The organism is Chloracidobacterium sp., assembly GCA_016716305.1.
Classification (GTDB): Bacteria; Acidobacteriota; Blastocatellia; order Pyrinomonadales; family Pyrinomonadaceae; genus OLB17.
Genome location: JADJWP010000002.1, coordinates 70,826 through 91,239 on the forward strand (window position 1 = coordinate 70,826; position 20,414 = coordinate 91,239).

The following is a 20,414-nucleotide window of genomic DNA, read 5'->3' on the forward strand; positions in this document are numbered from 1 at the left end:
CTTCAGTCGATAAAGAAACCCCTGTTGCATCGCTTGCAAGCATTCTATAGCGAATTACAGGATCCATTAAATGCCGCTTCCGCAAAGTCACGCACAGGCGATACCGAGATCATGTGCCAAATTTTAAATGTTGTTTTTGTAAGAAGTTGAGATAGTCGTATTTCCTCACTTTACAGCACAGATCCGGTTCCGCTAACTATTCGAATTGGGAATAGATTTCGAAGGCCATTTAACAATCGATTGAACCGAATCGATTCGACTCGGTCAGCTAATTTCCATTGTCGGTCCAATTTGTGTAGGAGGCGCTTAGTTTTTCAATGTAGGTTTAATTCTAATCGTCTACACGTTGAAAAACACGAATTTCGTATATCGGTTCCTGAGCATCATGGTAAACCAATCTGAATTCACTAATCAGGCTGTATTCGTTATTCTGAAATGCCGGGCCGTCTTTCTCCCAGCGCTTATTAAATACCAAATAATCGGCTTTTTGCATCTTCGCATAATTAATTATCGCCGGAATATCCGCATCAGGAATGTAAAGGTGTTTTGCCTCTGCGTAGAACGCAACCGTTATGTTTGACGACAGTACTAAAGGGCGACTTCCATTCGACCGATTCTTGATCCAAACACCGGCTTCTTTTTCTTCAAAAGGAACGTCTTCAATTCCATTCGCTTTCACGGTGGCAACGAATCTTGGAGAAAGAACGGCTACCAGAATCATCAATGTAACTGCTTGAAGATGTTGTGGCTTTAACTTGGTTATGGTCTGGAAATGGGGCTTCGAAGATTCGATCGCCCAATTGCTGAATTCGACGATACCGTTTGCAGCCCATGCAATCAGGATCGGTATCAATGGAAAGAGATATCTGGTTTCGATTACGGATAGTGCGTATCCGATAACCGAACAGGCGACGATCGAGAACAGGTAAAGCTCATTTGCAGAACGTTCTCGCGACCATGGTTTATCAAAAAAACCGATAATCGCAAACAATATCAAAGGGAACGGCAATAGTTCAGGAAAATAAGTTTTCAGCTGAAATTTGATCAAACTCAGTGCCCGTTCGCTTAATGTAATCATGTCTAATACTGGTTGAGAATATTCGGGCGGCTTTGCGATTGCTGGAACGCTTTGAGGCGGCACATTACTACTCGTTCTGTAGTCATCGCCCCAAATTATATCTTTCATAGTCGAACGACCGTCGGGCGACAAATGGCCAAGTTCGCCCTCAAAATGAAATGCAGGACTATTTACAGCGGTCTTCTTACTGATTGTCCACTCCCCGGTTTTACTTTGTATAAACACAACATATGGCACGAAGAGCAATGCAAATCCAAAAAGTATCATTAGATAGGACGCAAGCAGTTGACGAATATTCAGAACCGATCCGAATATCGCCAAACAGATCAAAAGCAAAAGCATCAAAAAAAGAAATCCGATCGCCTCGGGCTTAGTAAGATACGAGGCGCCGAGAATTAGGCCAGTTATAAAGAATGTGGCTAGTTTGCCGCTTTTAAGGGCGTACCAACCAAATAGGACGAACGTCAGAAATATGAACGTGTAAAGCGATTCCACCATCACTACGCCTGACGATTTGATCAATAATGGATGCAGAACCATCAAGAACGTGCCGATATAGGCCTGATAATTACCGTAGAGATCACGGATCAGAAGATATGCGGGAATTACCAAGAGTGTCCCCGCCAAAAGCGATACAAAACGGCCCCCTAATTCTCGATCATCAAAAACGGTAATGAAGATCCCAGTAAGGATCGAGTACAACGGTGACCAATATGCACTGATGCCGCCACCGAAATCGCCGGACATAAACCTTTCACCAAGAAGCGTGTAATAGGAACCATCCGGGTTTACAACCGCATCACGAGGTAAGAAAATCAGTCGGATCACGAATGCCGTAACAACGCTCGCGGCAACAAAGATGTTCTCACCAGCGCTCCCAATCAATTTCGTGTTGAAGTTTTGTGGAAAATTCAATTTACGCATCTGCAATTTGCTAAGCGCCGAGATCTGTCTCCGATGGAGATCTATGGAACAGCGGTAACTTGTAATAGAGCCAACATAATACAAAAACCGATCCACTATAAAAGAAATAAAGAAACTGAAACGGTATCGCTGCGATCGCGAAAAATATACCTCTTTTCGCTATGAAAAATCTAAAGATCCTCCGGTTCAAAAATACGACAAACCCCAGAAGTCCAAACGGTACAAGCAATGCGATCGGTTTCCACAAAACAAGCGGTAACATGATCAGTGATAGTCCGGTAAGGACGGCACTAAGTCGGTCTGTTGACTTTAAGTTCATGTCATTTATCATGCCTTTTTCTGCGATTATCAATTTCGACCACGGTAGGGCACGAGCGAAAATCTCCGTCCTTAGGTGAGAACCAAGATCCCATCTTTTCAAGTGCTTAGCCTGGATCTCTCGGTCAAGCAAAATATTCAATCCGTCCCTTTTTAGACGAAAACCGAGATCAATATCTTCGATCGAGGGAATCGAAAACTTATTTTGATCAAAGCCGCCGAAATCCAAAAATACGTCCTTTCGAATCGCACCTAGACCTGACCAAAAGGTTGAGGCCGCGCTATTCGAGGTTTGATGAACAAAATGGTGTTGCAGGTTTTTGTACTGCGAAAGAAAATTCGGTTCTGCTGGAGCATCATCGTAGGAGCCGAAGAGGGCCGAGATCTCAGGTTGTGTTTCAAAGCGTTTCGCTACGCGTGCAAGTGTATCGATATTTAGCACTACGTCAGCGTCAACGAACATAAGGATCTCCCCTCGGGCTGATTCGGCTGCAAGATTCCGGGCGGCTGCCGGACCAGACTGTTTTGGCATAGAAAGAACCAAGACATCTTTTTGACGGGCGATCTCAGCGCTTTTATCGGTGGAGGCGTCATCCACAACTAGAATCTCAAACGACTGGAAGCTCGACCTAAACACAGCATCCAGGCATTCTTCTAAAAATCGTCCACCGTTATAAACTGGGATGATGACAGAGATGTAGGGAGACTTTAACGCCATAGTCGATCGGACGGAGCGGCAATCATACCGTGAGCCTATTCATTTATCACGCTGCCCTGAATTTGTAAGATCACCCAAGCCACAAGATCCTCAAAAGTAAAGTCGGTTATTCGTTCGCGAGTCCTGCAGCGTCCGTTATCATTCTGTCCCGTTTTGAACCGATGACGGCCCGGGTCAGTTGGATCGGTTGGAACACGATACTCGACCAGAGAAAAACCTCATTTGTGCAGTAACATTTTTTTGCCCGAATCTGTTCACGTAGTCGCTGAGCCTCTTCAGAGTCCCAGATCTCAAAAAATGACTTGTTCCTTAAATTTCCGAGCGGGAAGTGCTGTTCGCAAACACTGACATCGCCATTTGCATAAACCACACCGGTCAGCACGCCGGCTTTACATGGAATATATTGAGATTCAGATTCAATTGTCTTGACCTTAGCCCATTGCAAGAGTGGTTCTACCGTTGACCCAAAACGGGTTTCTTCGCGGTCTTTCCATACTTCAGCCACGTGCCGATAAAGCTCCTTATACTTCTGAAGCTGTGGGCCCTGAAGCGAAGGATTCTTTCGATCGCCACGTATTATAGCGAGATTGTGATGCTCGATCTTAGGACAATTATCATGCAGGTATTCGGTTAGATCCCATATTTCATCCATATTTTCGCTCATAGCGACGGTATTAGAATGAATACGAAAACGCGAATCAACGCTATTCAACCCGGCCAGCATTTCGTAGGTTTCCATCGCTTTCTTGAATGACTGGGCGTTTCCACGAAACCGGTTATGATATTCCGGCATGCCGTCCAACGAAATTTCGCAGACAAATAGCTCCAATGTCTTACTCTTCATTAACTGCCGTAGAGCCTTCTCAGTACGATCCGTAAAGTAACCGTTAGTGGGTACATAAATGTTCTTTACATTATTGTTCTTAATGAAAAGCTCGCAGATCTCGGCGAAATCCGGTCTGATGAATGGTTCTCCGCCAGAGAGGTTCAAATTCTCGAATGAACCAAGCTCAAGCGACAAACTTTCAAATTCCTCGAACGTAAGATCGTTGCGTTGGTTCAGTTCTTTCCAATAGAAGCAGTGCTCGCAAGTTAGATTACAGATCGAATTGATAAAAATTATCATGAACGGCGGTGTCTGTCTGCGAGAGTGTGTCGCCGCCTTGAGCGATAATTTAGTGTGACGAGCTATTCTGGAAGTTAACTTCATATTTGTACGTTCCTTACGGTACGGTCGTATTCTTATACGCTCTTGGCTGCAGATCGTACACTGCGCAAGCAGCGACGAAGCAAAATGTAACGATCGAATGCGGCAGTCGACAACATCTCAAAAACTCGGAGGTTGCCTAAATAGTAAGCATCAAGTCGATTCATCGTATACAAATCGTCATTAGAGCCGTATTTTCCAAGTTTTGTTGAACACGCCCCGTCAAAATTGGCGGCAGCCAGACCCCTCGTTGCCGAATTGAATCTGCCATACGGATACGCAAACGAATGGACTTTACGGCCAATCGAATCTTCGAGCCTTGCCTTCGACCCAAGAATTTCTATTTTCGCGGCCTCTGGACTTTGCTTGGTTAGATCTGAGTGGTTTTTCCCATGTGCCCCGAACTCGATCCCGTTTTCATCTAATTCCCGGATTTCCTGCCAAGAGAGTAACGGACTGCGGGGCAGATCAGACGGGTTTCCAGGCCAGTCATTGTACCCGCCGCAGAAATCAGTAACGACGAACACTGTAGCCTTGAAGTTGACGTCGCTTAGGATCGGTAGTGCGTGATTATAGAAGTTCTGAAATCCGTCATCAAAGGTCAGTACGATCGGGTTCGGCGGCAACTGTCCGTCATTATCGACAATTGAGAGAAGGTCTCTCAAAGTGAGAGCGCTGTACCCATTTTCAAATAGGAATCTCATTTGACGAGCGAAAATTGCGGGAGATGTCGATATGACCGAACCGCTATCATCAATCGAATGATAGGTTATGATTGGGATAGAGAACTTTTGCATACACTCTCGTGTTTCAATGCCGACTTCGCAATTTATAATAATTCCCCAAACTTCATTACTCGGCCCACACCCTCTATGCAGCGTGCTACGGAACCGTAATGGTTCCTAAATGTCCGATCATTGATCCGAGCCCGTAATATTTCGATTTTTGATCGAGTCTATCAGCCGAAAATACCGATTTAAATGCGGCTCTTCATTCCATTCTTTCAAATACGCGCGATACCCATTGTTTCCCATTTCCGCGCGGAGATTCGGATCCGCAACCAGTTTGTTCATTGCATCGAGAAGTTCTTCCTCAGTACGATATATGAAACCACCGTTGCTGTCCTCGACAACCTCGGGCAAGGCTCCAAGGTCGTTTACGATCACTGGCGTTTGATATGAGAACGCTTCGATAATAATGATTCCAAAGGTTTCGTAGCAAATTGAGGGCACGATTACCGCGACAGCCGATTTGTAATTGTCAGCTAGTTGATCTTGAGTGAGCCGGCCAAGGAATTCTATGTTGGGACAACCTTTTGCGCTAAGTTCAAGATCGGGCCTGTACGCTCCATCACCGGCAATCTTCAGGTTAAATTCAGGCCGACTACGAAAAACCTCGATCAAATTCTGAACGCCTTTAATATATTCTAGACGCCCTACAAAAAGAAAATATGGCTTTGTTCCGTTTTTCGATGTCGGAATATCGGCTCGGTCCTTGTCTCTCGGCAAAAAGTACGGATGATGCTCAATCGGTACGTCCAAACCCATGTCCAGATGTTTTTGAAGTGTAAATCGGCTTGGCGAAAGGAAACAGTCTATATGCTCGAGCATTTTCGCCATCAGACCCGTACTTCGCCAAAGCTGAGGCGGACGTTTGCCCCGAAGCTGGCAGCTCAGACAACTGGGTTTGGTGCATACTTCGCGGTTATTCTTCCAAAGGACATGCATCGGACATACAAGCCAATGTTCGTGCATGGTGTACAACTTGATCGCTGAACCGTAGCTCAATGCCTTTATACCTATCAGCGACATATTGTTGTAATGGATCACGTCATAGTTGTTACCTTCAAGCGCTTCTTTGAGCTTGCCCTTGAAAAACGGCACTCCTGTTTGGTGAGTGGTAAGCGGAGACAAAAACCCCACGCTGCTCTTCAGTGGATAGAGAGTTATCCGCCTATGGTTCGGAAATGTGGATGTCGGCGGGGTGCCGTTCATGAACAAAAATGAGTCTTCACAATAAAATACATCTACCGTGTGTCCCCGGCGTGCGAGTTCATTTGACAGTCGGTAAACGTGCATTCCATCACCGCCGAAATTGAAAGGCGGATAGAAAGTCGAAACCATGCAAAATTTGAGCGAAGACTCCATCATGGTCTGATCATCGGGGGCCGAGCGAGTTGAAAATCCCTAATGTCTCATCGGCGGCCTTTTTCCAACAATACTCCTTTGACCGTTCCATCCCGGAACGTATCATTTCTGCCCGGACGGATTCATTCGAAAGAACGTCGCCAATAACATCTGCCATTCCAGCAGCACTGGTCGGATCAAAGAACCGACCGGCACCTGCGACAATTTCAGGCAAAGAGCCATATGTGCTAGCAGCTATTGGAGTTCCGCATGCCATTGCCTCTATCGCTGGCAGGCCGAATCCTTCCTCCAAAGATGGAAAAACAAGCAGGGTCGCAGAATTGTAAAGGCAGACGAGATCCTCATCTGTTATGAATCCGGTAAACAAAACACTGCCCTGCAGTTCGAGATCGTCGATCTGCTTCTTTAGGGTCGGATAGGCAGAATAGAATGGATCGTCAGTGTAGTCGCCAACCAAAACGAGCTTTATATCGTGGTTCGAATCCCGGTCGAGTATTAGTTTGAACGCATCGATCAGGGTGCCTAAGTTTTTATGAGGGCTAATGCCTCCAACGTACAGCAAGAACCGTTGTTCGGGAGTCAGGCCATGTTTCGAAAGGGTAGAAAAGAACATTCGATCCTGCGGTATTTTTTGGAATACTGAACTTGCCGCCTCCGGGATAACTCGGATCTTTGATTCGTTGATCCTAAAGTAATCCGCGATTTCATTTTTAGAATGTTCTGAAACTGTTGCGATGACATTTGCCTGTTTTATCGCGAGATTCTGTTTCAATTTCCAAAAGTACTTTGATCTGCGGTCAGGGAAGACAAGTTCCGGATGATGATCAGCAATTACATCGTGAATCGTAAGGACGATCTTTGTCCTGTTGAGAATCGGGAAATAGGAGTAAACGGCCGGAAAAAAGAAAACATCTACGCGGTGTCTGAGCACCTCGCGGGTCATCGACCAAATATCCTGTAACGATCTCCGACCGCCCGCAGAGGCCGCTTCGATCTGAGCCTGTTGCGTTTTTGCTACGATCTTTTCAACGCCCGATGGTATGTCATACGCATCAGACATTTCGCTATCAACAAAAAATACGTAATCATTCGACTTATCGAGTTCGAGCAGCGCGAAGAAGAGTTCACGGGTGAAACGGCCAAAACCTCTTCGATTTCCCCAGCAAGATGCGTCTACTCCGATTCTCATAGGTTCTCAAACAACTATCTGTAGCACCCGGAGCTGGTTTCCAGTCAATACGATTCCAATCAACATTCCGGCCACGGTTGATCGCTTTTCGCCAACGGGTCGCGAGAGATTCGGTGATAATCAACCTCCACAGGTCTGATTAGCCAACTGAGCACATATCAAAATAAAATCTGGGCTGTTCTAGCGAAATGAGATGACCCAGTTGTATATGTGGCCGATTACAAGACCGCAAATGTAGCCAATTACAAATGCATAAGCGGCACCGATCAAGCTGCCAACAAATGTGACCGAGTACCCGAAGAAAAACTGATCCAGAAGTCCCATATGCGGGCCAACGACCTCACCGCCTTTTAGAACTAACCAATTAGTGGCCAGAAAAATAACGAGTGCGCTTATAACCGCCAGGACGAAACCCAGAATGTGGCTATTCAGCCGAATTACAGCATTTCGAATTATCTCCTCTTCTGCTATTTCGTCATTCAATTCGGAGTATATATCTACCTGCGGGGACACTTCGATTTGATCATCTTTAGACATAGTTCTATGAAATCTTGGTTGGGATCAAAGGCTGAGTCGACGCCAATTTCGAATGATCGGATTCACCGTTATCCTTAATTTCCTCGTGATACTCATGCTCTTCGTTTACTCCCCAAACGTCATAATTTGCCCCTAAAATATTTTTTACAGAAAGCATAGCGGTTAGCATGGAATGATCCTGATTATTGTACTTGTGCATTCCGTTTCGTCCAACGAGGTATAGGTTCGGAAGTCCTGCCAAAAACTCCCGAATTGTGTTCACGGCCTGAACATACACGCCGTCGTACACAGGGTACGCTTTTGGCATTCGAACTACCGCCCCATCTTCAACATCGGCGGTATCGATAAGCCCCAGCAAGCCAAGTTCTTTGGTGCCGAGGGCGATAAGTTCATCGTCAGGCATCGTCCATAGTCCGTCGCCCTCGAAACAGAAGTATTCAAGACCTAAACAGGTCTTGCTTGGGTCGGGAACCATACTTGGACTCCAGTTCTTGAAGTTTTGTATCCTTCCGACCTTCACTTCCGAGTCGTGGATGTAGATCCAGTTGTCCTGAAAAAGATCAGCCTTGTTGATGATAAGTGAAACGGTCAAAAAGTCACGATAACCTAACTTGTCGGCAGCATCAAGGACTATCTTTGTCGGGGGCGGGTCTAGTTTCCTAACCAGTTCTTGGATCGGCATGCTGCTGATGAAATGCGTGCCTTCTACCGACTCTTTATTTTCGTTATTCTTTATCTCTACTGATCGAACCCTTCCGGGTGTCCACATGATTTTCTCGACACTCGAATTCATCTTAAGTTCGCTGCCACGCTCTTGAATATCCGCCGCGACGATTTCCCACATCATTCCGGGTCCCTTTTCGGGGTAATCAAATGCGTCGATCAAAGTCTTGATCACATCGCCTTTCTGCTTAACCTGGCTTGCCAACAGTGCATTTTTTATCGTTGCAAAAAGCGACAGGCCCTTGATTCGCTGAGCCGCCCAGTCCGCCGAGATCTCATTACACGGCATTCCCCACACCTTTTCGGTGTAGGTTTTGAAAAAGGTATTATACAGCCGATATCCAAACCGATTACAGATCCAGTCCTCAAATGATCGTTCGGGCTTTATTGGGAACGTCTGCGCTTTCAGATAGCTGAAGACCATCAAAAAACAATTCCATATTCCTAAACCGAATAGAGCATTAGTTGCTTTTAACGGATAATGAAAGAACTTTTTATTATAATAAATGCGCGATAGTCTTGATCGACGCAAAAAACGCTCCTTGCCGAGAACCTCACGCCACATTTCATCGACAGCCTTAACCTTCGTAAAAAAACGATGGCCCCCAATGTCGAAAAGGTAGCCTTTATAATTGACAGTACGTGAAATCCCGCCGACAACGTCGTCCTTTTCCAAAACTACGGACTCAACACCTTCCTTACAAAGTTGATAGGCAGCTGTGAGACCTGCAGGGCCGGCACCAATAATTACTATCTTCTTATTATTATGATTGCTATCCATTCAATCTAGCTGGGGTCTCTTAGGGGTGATCGAGATAATCGTTTACAGCAGACATTTTTGCCTTCAATTTCAAGAAGTAGAGGTACGTCATCACAGCAGAGTTTCGTACGGAGGCAATCAACCATCCGATCGCAAATCCAACAATGAATCCGTAGCCTAAGCCGACGATACTACCTATCGGTGTTACGTCGTAGCCGATGAAAAAATTTCCGAGAAGGCCTAGATAGGTTCCTATTTGCTCCCCCCCCTTCAAAACCAAAATGTTGGTCGCCAAAAAGATCATGAGGCCAAATAGTGAGCCGAGTGCTACTCCTAAAGCCGTTGCATCAATTTTGGCCAAGGATTGAACGATCAAGTCCTCCGTTCGGTGCGATTTCATATTCACATCTGGCATAGTTTTCCTCTTTTTGCGGCCTAAGCGCCTAATTCGCTACTTATTGATATGTCCATACAAGCTCGAAGAAACGGATGTTCACCAATTGATTTTGATCTCTGAGCATCTATTGATAATACTCGCGTTCAAAATCGGCCGTCGCGGATAATTACGTCCGGATCTCCATAACACGGATACCCCAAACAACAATACTTGACGAGAACACGGTCAATTCATCATGAATTCCAGTTGTAATAACCTTTTTCTCCCACCTCAAACGATTGAGTTCCTCTTTCGAGTTCCACCGCACTTACTGAAAAATCATCGGCATGGGCGTTTCCAGAAAAGGGCAGTGCAGCCGAATGAGCCAAAACCGTCTTCAGTCCGCATATTTCCGTTATTCAACTAATGACGTCAAAAAAAACAAATTTTGCGATATTTTGTGAGAAGCCATACGCTTCATTAGAAGTTTGCTTACATTCAATTATCCAAACGACGGTCACGACTTTCAATGCACCGTGCCAATATCACGAAAGACGGCGTTCTCGACATCGATAACTACTCATCGCCATCAAGACCGATTTGCAGATCACTCGGAACACTATTTCCCTTGATCACAAGTAAATATGGATTAATTGCATCAGCTATATTACTTCATCGTTTTCGATAGAGAGCCCAGAAGAGATCTTCTGATGGGTATGGAAAAGAAATCCGATCAGGCATCAACCGCAGCAACTGAAGATCACCGAGGCGATACTTTAAGAGCGATTTAGCGTGAGTCCCACTTATCGACTTTAGGGTTCGGCCTGAATACACTTCGTCGAATCCCTCATTTCCCAGAAAGTCCTTCAACGATCGTCGCGAAAACCAATGAAGAACACTTGGCGGTGAATATTCGTGCCAGTGTTTTCCAAGGACCTTTGCAGTGATCGAATCTCGATCCCAAGTCTCGATCAATAGATGGCCATTTCGGTCGAGTATGCGTTTTGCATTCTTGAATGCGGTTTTTGGGTCGTGAAAATGGGCCACAACTTGGATCATCGTAATCAGATCGAATCTTTCCACGGAATCAAATGATTCGAGGTCTCCGGTCTGAATATCAAGACCGTACTCTGCTTTCCCCGAAGCGGCCATCGTGGCATTTGGCTCGAGTCCGATTCCTCGCCAGCCCTCCTCGATGAATCCCTGCAAAATAGAACCATTGGCCGCCCCGATATCGAGTAACCGGCCGGTTTTTAAGAATGTTTTCAGTTTTCTCGCATAACCTCGCCCTCGACGTACCAATCGAATGCTTTCGGCTGCATAGTCAGGGTATCCGGCGCCCCCGCCAGTAAAATACTCGTCCCCATAAACATCCATAATGTTTGAGGATCCCGATATGTATGGAGAAAATCGATGGCCGCAGATTTCGCAGTCGAGAATCGGGTAGTCTGCAACAACAAATCGAATGGTCGAAATTGAATCGCAAAGCGGACAATGAAATCTACTCATGAATTGCGTTTGAACCATACAGCGTGTTCAGACCTACCCAAAATCGAATAACGAGCATTTATCAATTCAAAGGCCCCCGGAGCATTGTTTCGGATCATTGACTCGCACCCCGGATCAATTACAAGGAACCAAGGCGTGCTCCTTTCCAGCTCGCTTTCAAAAATGAGCCATTGCTTGGCGACAAAAAACTCAGGCATCCATCCATTCGAACTGAAGGAAACCGGCACATCAAAGAGATAGTAATAAAGAGGATCACCACAAACAAAAAGCTGATCAGGCTCACCGGAAGAGAGTACAGATAAATAAGGATCCTCGAGAATTCGCGCATAATTTCGAATGTTGTCGCCCCTTCGCTCAAATATCTGAGACGGACTGACTAAACTTACGCTCGTTTCACGATTCTTCAAACGCTCCGCGTAAAAGATTGCGAGAAATCCAGTGATCAGACTGAGTCCGAACAAAAATGATAGAGGCCGTAATGAGCCGGCCGTAAGGAACGATGAAAGGAACTCAAGAAGTTCGTCGACACCCTTTAGAGCTAGGATACCTAAAGGAATAAAAAACAGTATGAAGTGATATGCCCACCATGAAGTCGCCTGCAGGAGTACCAGCCCTAGCCCGACAAAAAGCCAGGACATCAAGCACAACGAGATGATCCATTCGGATCGCTCAACGTCCGACGGCCAATCGCCGCGGCGGAATCTCTGAATAGATCTTGACAAAGCCAGCAAGAAAAAGAGCACGGTCAAGAGAATCAATGGCAGGAACGCGATTCCGAACCAACGCACGCTCGATTTCAGTGTAGGCAAGCGATCCCATCCGCCATGAAGGCTGATCGCCTCGGACGGATACTTGAATGTCGCATAAACAAACTCGTCTAATGCGCTATTGAAATAAAAATATATAACGATCGCAACGATCGGTGTGATAATCGCAATTGCCGATATAGTCAGACCTGCGTATGATCTCCCACGCACTTCCTTCTTCTTCTGCACAGTTCTGATCCAAAAGAAACAAAGCAAGATCGAGATTCCTGCAATCGGCAAATAAGCAAGCTTTAGGAAAATCACAGATGCGATCGATAAACCGCTAACTGCGCAAACCAAATGCCACCAACGGGTGTTTGTGGTTTCTCGGAAACGAATTAGCAACGCGAATGAAAGGAATAACGGCAGACCGACAAGGCCCTCGACCTGAGTCAACTGCTGGCTTCCTGCAACAACGTAGTAGTACCCGACGGTGAAAAGCGGAGCGAAACTCACCAGCCATGAAGCTCTGAAATAATCATTCAAAAGTACAGATAAGAGTATGGAGAACAGTAGCCAGTTGATGAGTTCGAAAAGATGTATGCCGATCTCGTTGAAACCGAATAAGAAACCGCCAACGAGATAAAAAAGAAAGATTCCAGGCTGTTTGACGTCCCAGACGTCCCGGTAGAGTACTGCACCATCGAGAATCTGCGATGCATACACCGTGAACAAAGCCTGGTCGCCCGTGTACGTCTCCGAGAGCCGCAAAACTCCCAAGACGGCTACAGTGGATATCGATAGGACCAAAAAAAGTAACTGAAGCTTTTTAACCTGCATTGCCCGATCGAATATCACCTTCGGTGAAGATGACCTGCGCTATCTTAGCGGGACTCGTGATGCCCCATTTATCCTTGAGCGGTTGAGGCAAAGAGTTCATTGCCTGACACGTTTTCCCGCACCGGAAGCGTTTGCTGCTCAAGCGTGCCTACAAAGTCGGCCATCGAGACTATATCGAAGTGGCGGGAAAGTGCCCCTATCGTCTCGCTTACAAGCTCGATCTTGTTTTCGATGCTAAGTCTCATCCCCGGGAAAAATGACAGCTCAGGCGCGTCGTCGGCGGTCATGAAATCGAGAGGATGCAACAATATAGATGGTTGAATGCCTTTTGCTTTGCAGAGGCGTATCGCGGTTTTCCAATACGCCAAAGCAACCGATTTAGAGAAAGTTGAAAGGTATATTATATAACTCAAATGAATCGGCGTCTTAGCGATCGGTAGCGTCGTTACCGGAATTTCGATGATCGACCGTTGGTTCACGATCAGCCGGTACGGTTTTAGAGGAGCAAAGCCATCTGAAAACTTGCCGAAAAGGAGTTTTCGCTTTTCCTTTTCCTTTTCGGACATTTCGACAGCATTGAAAAAGTAATATGCCCGAGCCAACGGAGCTATGAACGTTGGAAAAGTCGAGCAATCGTAGTCGTAACCACGCTCAGTTAGCACCTCTAACACGGTAGGCGAGAGACTAAAGCCCGGGCCCCGGAAGCCTTTTGGCATTTCACCTGTGGCTTCAGCTATTGCAGCCTCGGAGCGAATAAACTCCTCGTCAAGCTCATCGCGGGAATAGAGATGGAGCCACGGTTCGTGATTGAACGAGTGGTTTCCGACTTCGTGGCCGGCCTTTGGGATCTGTGACAGTACTTCGTGGTTCTTTTCAAGGGCTGCGTCCTGTCCAACAATGAAGAAAGTTATACTAAGATCGCGTTCCTTCAGAAATCTCAGAACCCGCGGTACAACGATATCCAGGTACGAGGGGAAACTTTCCCAACCACTATCGCCATGCGTCTTCATGTAGGACCATTTGTTATCAAGGTCCAACGAAAGGCTCGCGATGGGTTTGTTGGTTGGTTTTGACATAATGCGTTTGTCTAGTTCAAAGATCTTGATAATAAGTTCAAATGTACTCCGCCATTGAAAAGTCCTCTGCGAGTTGAATGGTTTCGTTTACGTTTAAGGTACCATTCGTGATGTGCGACGAATTAAGCACGAACACATTTGGGATCGATACCGATGTATTCGGGATCCCGGCCGAATAATTTAACACCGGTAGAGGGAATACCTCTCGGACCCTCGAGATCCTAAGATCGACAACATCCTCTCGTCTGAAATTCGCATACATTGCCGCAAAACCAGTCAGAAAGTTCTCAACTACTTTATCATCAGCAACATCGAATATTGGATCGTCAGATTCCACGTACTTCGGCAGATAGACTAGCGAGTTACCGCCAAATTCGCTTTTGTCTACCAATGCCGACATTTCTATTATTCCCGTGAATGGCGTGTCATCGGTGATGTTCGTTACGTAGAAATCCGAGATCGGTTGTTTCAGCAGCACTGAGACGCAGATGATTCCCTGATATCGTATCGCCTCATAAGCCAAACGCTCTTCGGCGGTCAATTGCGGCAACAATTTCGCTGCAACCTTTGGTGGACACGTAAGCACGGCCTTATCGAAGTCCTGGAATGTTCCTTTACATTCAATGCGGACGCCGTCGCTCTGGGTCGCTTCAACGGCCTCGACCTTGCTGTTTAAGACCATCTTAACACCCAACTGAACCAGTTCTTCGCCAAAGCGTTTGAGGACCCTCGCATAACCGCCCCGGACGTACCCGAACATCTCTTTCTTGAGACCTGAATTCCTGGCGGCATACATGCGTTGAATGGTCGCCCAAATAAAGGCCGCAGAGGTTTGTTTATACGCATCCCCAAGCTTTGCACGCAGCAGCGGAAGCCACATTTTCTCGAAGGTTTTTCTGCCCGAAAGACCAGTAAGCCAATCTTCAACCGGAATCCTCTCAAGAGTTCGCCAGTTCTTCAACCTTGAAGCATAGAAGATAGTGGCGCCAAGACGAAGTTTGCTCAGGATGTCGAGAGGCGGGAAGCGGAGGAATTCTAAAGTGTTCGACATCGAGTGCAGCTTTCCGTCGGTATAGAATCCAGTCTTCGTTTCAACCCAACGGAATTCTTCGCCCAGACCGAGTTCTTCGACGATTCGACGTGTGTACTGGTCGGACAACAGCGTTACGTGGTAATGCTTGTCCCAGGTAACGCCGCCGATCTGCCATGCTGAAGCAAGCCCACCGATCTCGGATGCGGATTCAAAGATCGTTACAGTGTTGCCTCGCTGTGCACAACGGAGAGCAATCGTCAGACCGAGAAATCCGCCGCCTACAATTGCTATGTTCTGGCCCATTAGAGATCGACTTGATCTTTCAAATGTCATCTGCGGAAGACACACTCGTCCCGTGGATCATGTATTTCAAACCGCACTCGCAGGCGTATTCTGGCAGTTCGGGTCCAGGGAATCGATGGAAGAGTAGACCGCATTTGCAAACAGCTCCGATCGAACGAGCTGGGCTGCCGATCACCAAATGAAAATCAGGAACGTTCTTTGTGACTACCGAGCCCATACCGACCATCGACCAACGACCGATCTCAAGATCGTTCCCGATAATACAACCCGCCCCGATCGTTGCACCTTCACGAACAATGGTCGGGAGCGTGTGTTCATCGGGTTCACTAGGCCGAAGTGATTTCAAATCCGGAAAGGTAGCTCTGGGAAAACGGTCGTTTGTAAATGTCGTTGAGGCCGATATCATCACGCCATCCTCGATGGTAACGGCGGCACAGATATAAACCATCGCGTTAATTTTTACGCGATTACCAATTTGAACGTCATATGCGATGTACGACTTTTCACCAACGATACACTCGTCGCCGATCCTTGCACCGTGTCGGATGTGCACATTGTCCCAAATGCTTGAACCTTCGCCAAGTACGACGTCTTCTTCGATTATCGCTGTCGGGTGTATCCTAACCATAATCTGAATCACCGGCTGAGGATCAAATAACGACCGCGGCAAGTGACTGAATTGAATCGTTGGCTGTGACGGCCGAGAGTACCGTTACCCAGCCGGCAACCTTACTCTTTCCACCACTTCCAACAGCCCCACTTTTCTCGGTCACGGACTGCCAATGATTTGCGGATAATGACCTGTAAGCCGCATCGATCACTTTAACCGATGCGAGGGCAGCGTCCTGATCGATCAGTAGTTCCTCTTTTTCTTTGATCGCGTTCCGGAAATTCTCGATCTTAGACCTGAATGCCTGCACTTTGTCATAGCCCTTACCAAAAACGATCCAGTCAGGCGATGAATTAAGCCGATATTTTGATTCGCGCCAACCGATGTGGATTGTGCCATTTGTGCCGTAGATGCTTATAAAATAAGGTAATTCTTTACTTATCCCCCAAGTAAGATCAACAGTTGCAACGATCCCGTTTTCTGTTTTTGCCATTAGGCGGACGTTTTCGTCAACAGATAGGCCTTGAGTGCCGCCGGATTCGACTGCTAGAACTTCGGTGACCGGTCCAAGGAAATAGCGAATAATATCGACCGAGTGGGTGCCGTTGTCCATTAAGACCCCGCCGCCAGAGATCGATTTATCAGCGTTCCATCTTTTCGACATGTCCACTTTGGCAGTAAAGGAATTGTCGAATTGAACAATATCGCCGAGAATGCCCGAGGCAACTAATGACTTGGCCTTTATCACATCTTCGACGTAGCGGAACTTCGAAGCCATTGTAAAGACCGTCCCGCATCGATCAGCGGTTGCGATCATGCGTTCCGCATCAGCGATAGTCAGACACAATGGCTTTTCACATAGCACATGGACGCCACGCTCCATAAAATATTCAGCGATCTCCGGGTGGGATACTGGCGGAGTTGCTATGATCACTGCATCGATCTCAGCTTTTTCAGCGAGTTCTTTGTAATCGCCAAATGACAATGCTCCGAATGGTTCAGCAAAAGCATCGGCCGATTCTTTGCGAAGGTCTGCAACCGCGACTAACGAACAGCATTCGCTTGCCACGAACGCCTGAGAATAGGTTTGGGCAATGCCGCCAGTACCTATAAGTCCGAATCGTAATTTACTCATATCTAGTTCTTGTTAAGGTCTCAGCAAACCAAATAAACGCGTTTTCACGAAAAAGTGATGTTCAAACCAAACAGCCGCGCCGAAACGACGACCCAGGTGTAACTCTTCGCAGGTCGACGTGTGTGAAAAATAGGCGATCAGCCAAAATCTTGTCAGATGGCCGCGAATTGGTTAATTGAGACACCGATTTCCAGCACAAACCACACATTCACCCCTTCCTTGAGACACACTTTCGATTCTGACCGAGGCAACGGCCTCTCTGATCGAGTCGGCTAGGAAATGAACATGTTCCTCATTGTATCTTTCGTTAATCGGGAGCACGAGTACGTCGTGCAGGCCCTTGAAAGTTCCGGGAAACTTGTCATCCGAATAATCCACCGCTTCCGGCCTCGCCAGATTGAACGGGTAATGACTATCCCCAAAGGTATTTTGGTCTCGAAATACCTGACACTTGAAGGCGGGCTTAACAACGTATCTCGGAGCCGAAGCCACGTCGTATGCCTTCAGAGCCTTTGCGAGTCCGACAGAACCATCTTGGATCTTTGTGTCGTCGACGCGAAGGCAGTACTTCCAATAAGTCATTGTCGAATCCGACGCAGGTTTGTAACTCTCAATTCCGTCGATGTCGTCAATGAGCGCGTCCAACAGCGAAGCCATCTCCTGGCGTTGCTTAACCGAATTATCGAGCTTCTTGAGTTGTTCAAAAGCAAGAGCAGCTTGAAGTTCCGTCATTCGGTAGTTGAGAGCGATAAAATAATGGTCCGGGTTGTCGTCACCGTAACCCCAGGCTTTGTTGATAAAGAGGAACATACGGCGAGCTATCTCGTCGTCATCAGTGACCACCATCCCACCTTCGCCCGTGGTCATTTGCTTGCCCTGTTGAAATGAAAATGCACCGACTTTACCGATAGTGCCTGCCTTTCGTCCGTTCACTGTTGCAAGGAAACTCTGTGCTGCGTCCTCGATTACCGAGATGCCGCGAGAATCGGCGAGTTCCATGATCTCTTTCATCCGGCACGGATTACCAAAGAGATGTGTAACTATTATCGCTTTTGTCCTCTCGCTCAATGCAGACTCGATCGTCTGCGCGGTCACGTTTAAGGTCTTTGGGCATACATCTGCAAAAACGGGAACCGCTCCTTGAAAAATTATCGGAGTCAAAGCTCCCATATCGGTGATCGAAGTCGTGACTATTTCGTCACCCGGATTTGGGTTGATCGCGGCGATCGCTGTGTGGACAGCCGCCGAACCCGAATTACAGGCAAAGGCATGTTTCACACCCATTTTTTCGGCAAAGGCTCTTTCAAGCATTCGGCCGAATTTTCCTTTTGTAGTGATCAACACCCCTGAATCAATGACCTCTTTGAGAGCAGCGAGTTCTTCGCTTCCAAAGCTTCTGCCTGTGGCATCTTGATCCGATGGGAGTTTAACGACGGCTTCAGATTGTGATGATGTTGACATTAACGTTCTATGTTTCTTTCCCTTTCTTTAGATTCGGTTTTTACCGTGTCTCTTGGCAAAGAAGGTTTAATTTGATGCGTTTTCCCAAAGAATCTCAACCTTCCCAGCCGTGATAAAAGTCTCAGATGACCGAAGATCGTCTTCGCCGTTTTCATCTTCGATGCCCCGAAAAGTCGTACTTCGAGAGTCGCCGGGTACTCAACGATCTTTCCCCCCGCCAAATCGAGTTTACCCAACATTTCCGCGACACCGAGAAAACCGCCCTCCTGCATATCAAGTTGGATCACCGAGTCTCGCCGATACACACGAAAGCAACTGGTATAAGTGAACAATTTGGTGTTCAAAGTTCTGCGATAAAGGAACGAGGCTCCTTTTGATAGAAAGAGCCTCCAACCCGGGACGTTTCTCACCTCGCCTTCCCGATGGTATGGCGATGCCGTGACCATATCTGTACTCGAATCCAAGAGTGGTAGCATATCCACAAGATGTAGCGGATCATATGTGCAATCACAGTCCATAGAACACACAATCTCAGTTTCCGAGGATTTCAGTCCAGTAAATATTGCGGCTGCCACGCCCATATTTGTATCATGTCGAACGAATTGTACATTTTTCTTCGTTCCAAAAAGTTCATTTAGTTTTTCCAACGTCGCATCGGTGCTCCCATCATCGACAAATAGGAATTGGGAACGATAACCGGCGTCCAACAGTTTCATCTCGACTCCTCGGAGAGTATTAGCAAGATAGGGAAGCGCCTCACATTCGTTGTAGCAGGGAATTACGATCGATACAGGTAAGTGAGAGTCAGATGACGGGTGCGGATCACGAATTTCGAACTTCTCGTCACTTGTGTACCGGATCGATTCGGGCAAGACAGGTTGATCGTTGATACCAAGATAGGCGGCAACACTGGAAAACTGATACCGTCGTAAATTCTCACGGATCACCCAACCCATTTTATCGAGCTTTCGGTAATGACGAATGCGATTTAGATAGGTAGCAGCCGAGATTCGCGGTTGCTCAGGATCAAGCTCCCAAACGTGGAAATAAAAGACGAACGGTTGTTTGAAACTTCGATCCCAATTCGTTATCGCGTGCTTTAGAAGTGAAAACGGGATTTGTCGAATGTAATTACCGCCCGATATCGGCAAAAGTCCGATACCCAGGTCAACAGTCGAATACGGAAACTCCCATATAGACTGTTCGGCGGTCTTCACTTCACGCGCAAACCTATCGACTCGATCGTCACGTCTTGAAGGCATGAACGAAGCATCATAAACGAAACCCTCGCTCGCAAGCTCATCGAGCACCCATTTGTCCCTTCCGAATTCAAGTTTCTCTGCCGATCTATATCCAATTACCTTTTGACCTGACGCAAGCTCGAGGGCGTGGTTAGTTCGACGAAGGTCTTCGCGAAACTCATCGGGTGTTAAATTCTTTAGACTCCTATGATAGTAGCCACGAGATGCGATCTCATGCCCTCTCGATGCGATCTCATGAACCAGGCCCGGGTTTTGTTCGGCTATCCATCCAAGGACAAAGAATGTCGCTTTCGTATCGAACTGATCTAAGAGATCAAGGGCCTTTAACGTATTGTTCTCATAACGCGTTGCAAAATTGGCCCAGTTACGTTCCTGGATCAATTTCTCGAAAGCTCCAACTTGAAAATAATCCTCAACCAGGACCGTTAATAAGTGGCACTTTGGATGGGCAGGAGACCTCAT

17 protein-coding genes are annotated in these 20,414 nt (G+C 46.8%); all 17 read right to left on the minus strand.

Annotated elements, in window-relative coordinates; all coding sequences use genetic code 11:
• Positions 1-331: 331 nt before the first annotated feature.
• Positions 332-2,002 carry a glycosyltransferase family 39 protein gene (locus IPM28_02210; protein ID MBK9171804.1) on the minus strand — a complete coding sequence of 557 codons (1,671 nt, stop codon included), beginning with the start codon at positions 2,000-2,002 and terminating at the stop codon, positions 332-334.
• A 10-nt stretch (positions 2,003-2,012) separates the two neighbouring features.
• A complete protein-coding gene (locus IPM28_02215; GenBank protein ID MBK9171805.1) occupies positions 2,013-3,038 on the minus strand; it encodes a glycosyltransferase family 2 protein in 1,026 nt (341 codons plus the stop codon).
• Positions 3,039-3,144: 106 nt separating this feature from the next.
• Complete coding sequence (locus tag IPM28_02220) at positions 3,145-4,248, minus strand: radical SAM protein (protein MBK9171806.1); 1,104 nt, start codon at positions 4,246-4,248, stop codon at positions 3,145-3,147.
• A gap of 32 nt (positions 4,249-4,280) precedes the next feature.
• The gene (locus tag IPM28_02225; protein MBK9171807.1) at positions 4,281-4,949 is read right to left on the minus strand and encodes a polysaccharide deacetylase family protein; all 669 of its coding nucleotides are present in this window, start codon (positions 4,947-4,949) and stop codon (positions 4,281-4,283) included.
• A gap of 210 nt (positions 4,950-5,159) precedes the next feature.
• On the minus strand, positions 5,160-6,323 hold the full coding sequence (locus tag IPM28_02230) for a glycosyltransferase family 4 protein (protein MBK9171808.1): 1,164 nt from the start codon (positions 6,321-6,323) through the stop codon (positions 5,160-5,162).
• A 79-nt stretch (positions 6,324-6,402) separates the two neighbouring features.
• Entirely contained in the window at positions 6,403-7,581 is a 1,179-nt protein-coding gene (locus IPM28_02235) for a glycosyltransferase family 4 protein (GenBank protein MBK9171809.1), read from the minus strand.
• A gap of 180 nt (positions 7,582-7,761) precedes the next feature.
• Positions 7,762-8,118, minus strand: a complete 357-nt coding sequence (locus IPM28_02240; protein ID MBK9171810.1) for a hypothetical protein — start codon at positions 8,116-8,118, stop codon at positions 7,762-7,764.
• A gap of 4 nt (positions 8,119-8,122) precedes the next feature.
• Entirely contained in the window at positions 8,123-9,622 is a 1,500-nt protein-coding gene (locus tag IPM28_02245) for an NAD(P)/FAD-dependent oxidoreductase (protein ID MBK9171811.1), read from the minus strand.
• 19 nt (positions 9,623-9,641) lie between these two features.
• Positions 9,642-10,016 carry a hypothetical protein gene (locus IPM28_02250; protein MBK9171812.1) on the minus strand — a complete coding sequence of 125 codons (375 nt, stop codon included), beginning with the start codon at positions 10,014-10,016 and terminating at the stop codon, positions 9,642-9,644.
• 633 nt (positions 10,017-10,649) lie between these two features.
• Positions 10,650-11,354 (minus strand): class I SAM-dependent methyltransferase, encoded by a 705-nt coding sequence (locus tag IPM28_02255; protein MBK9171813.1) that lies wholly within the window; start codon positions 11,352-11,354, stop codon positions 10,650-10,652.
• 128 nt (positions 11,355-11,482) lie between these two features.
• Entirely contained in the window at positions 11,483-13,072 is a 1,590-nt protein-coding gene (locus IPM28_02260; protein MBK9171814.1) for a hypothetical protein, read from the minus strand.
• A gap of 68 nt (positions 13,073-13,140) precedes the next feature.
• A complete protein-coding gene (locus IPM28_02265) occupies positions 13,141-14,148 on the minus strand; it encodes a polysaccharide deacetylase family protein (protein MBK9171815.1) in 1,008 nt (335 codons plus the stop codon).
• 37 nt (positions 14,149-14,185) lie between these two features.
• The gene (locus tag IPM28_02270) at positions 14,186-15,514 is read right to left on the minus strand and encodes an NAD(P)/FAD-dependent oxidoreductase (protein MBK9171816.1); all 1,329 of its coding nucleotides are present in this window, start codon (positions 15,512-15,514) and stop codon (positions 14,186-14,188) included.
• Positions 15,504-16,115 (minus strand): N-acetyltransferase, encoded by a 612-nt coding sequence (locus IPM28_02275; protein MBK9171817.1) that lies wholly within the window; start codon positions 16,113-16,115, stop codon positions 15,504-15,506. Before IPM28_02275 ends, IPM28_02270 begins: the two co-directional genes overlap by 11 nt.
• Positions 16,116-16,134: 19 nt before the next feature.
• A complete protein-coding gene (locus IPM28_02280; GenBank protein ID MBK9171818.1) occupies positions 16,135-17,229 on the minus strand; it encodes a Gfo/Idh/MocA family oxidoreductase in 1,095 nt (364 codons plus the stop codon).
• Positions 17,230-17,400: 171 nt separating this feature from the next.
• Positions 17,401-18,690 carry a DegT/DnrJ/EryC1/StrS family aminotransferase gene (locus IPM28_02285; GenBank protein ID MBK9171819.1) on the minus strand — a complete coding sequence of 430 codons (1,290 nt, stop codon included), beginning with the start codon at positions 18,688-18,690 and terminating at the stop codon, positions 17,401-17,403.
• The gene (locus tag IPM28_02290) at positions 18,690-20,414 is read right to left on the minus strand and encodes a DUF3473 domain-containing protein (GenBank protein MBK9171820.1); all 1,725 of its coding nucleotides are present in this window, start codon (positions 20,412-20,414) and stop codon (positions 18,690-18,692) included. Before IPM28_02290 ends, IPM28_02285 begins: the two co-directional genes overlap by 1 nt.

Bases quoted from the DNA above. Each gene is read 5' to 3' on its own strand.
- IPM28_02255 (MBK9171813.1), bottom strand. From the start codon at position 11,354: ATGGATGTTTATGGGGACGAGTATTTTACTGGCGGGGGCGCCGGATAC.
- IPM28_02235 (MBK9171809.1), bottom strand. From the start codon at position 7,581: ATGAGAATCGGAGTAGACGCATCTTGCTGGGGAAATCGAAGAGGTTTT.
- IPM28_02225 (MBK9171807.1), bottom strand. From the start codon at position 4,949: ATGAGATTCCTATTTGAAAATGGGTACAGCGCTCTCACTTTGAGAGAC.
- IPM28_02270 (MBK9171816.1), bottom strand. From the start codon at position 15,514: ATGACATTTGAAAGATCAAGTCGATCTCTAATGGGCCAGAACATAGCA.
- IPM28_02215 (MBK9171805.1), bottom strand. From the start codon at position 3,038: ATGGCGTTAAAGTCTCCCTACATCTCTGTCATCATCCCAGTTTATAAC.
- IPM28_02230 (MBK9171808.1), bottom strand. From the start codon at position 6,323: ATGCACGTTTACCGACTGTCAAATGAACTCGCACGCCGGGGACACACG.
- IPM28_02220 (MBK9171806.1), bottom strand. From the start codon at position 4,248: ATGAAGTTAACTTCCAGAATAGCTCGTCACACTAAATTATCGCTCAAG.
- IPM28_02285 (MBK9171819.1), bottom strand. From the start codon at position 18,690: ATGTCAACATCATCACAATCTGAAGCCGTCGTTAAACTCCCATCGGAT.
- IPM28_02290 (MBK9171820.1), bottom strand. From the start codon at position 20,414: ATGAGGTCTCCTGCCCATCCAAAGTGCCACTTATTAACGGTCCTGGTT.
- IPM28_02265 (MBK9171815.1), bottom strand. From the start codon at position 14,148: ATGTCAAAACCAACCAACAAACCCATCGCGAGCCTTTCGTTGGACCTT.
- IPM28_02280 (MBK9171818.1), bottom strand. From the start codon at position 17,229: ATGAGTAAATTACGATTCGGACTTATAGGTACTGGCGGCATTGCCCAA.
- IPM28_02250 (MBK9171812.1), bottom strand. From the start codon at position 10,016: ATGCCAGATGTGAATATGAAATCGCACCGAACGGAGGACTTGATCGTT.
- IPM28_02210 (MBK9171804.1), bottom strand. From the start codon at position 2,002: ATGCGTAAATTGAATTTTCCACAAAACTTCAACACGAAATTGATTGGG.
- IPM28_02245 (MBK9171811.1), bottom strand. From the start codon at position 9,622: ATGGATAGCAATCATAATAATAAGAAGATAGTAATTATTGGTGCCGGC.
- IPM28_02260 (MBK9171814.1), bottom strand. From the start codon at position 13,072: ATGCAGGTTAAAAAGCTTCAGTTACTTTTTTTGGTCCTATCGATATCC.
- IPM28_02240 (MBK9171810.1), bottom strand. From the start codon at position 8,118: ATGTCTAAAGATGATCAAATCGAAGTGTCCCCGCAGGTAGATATATAC.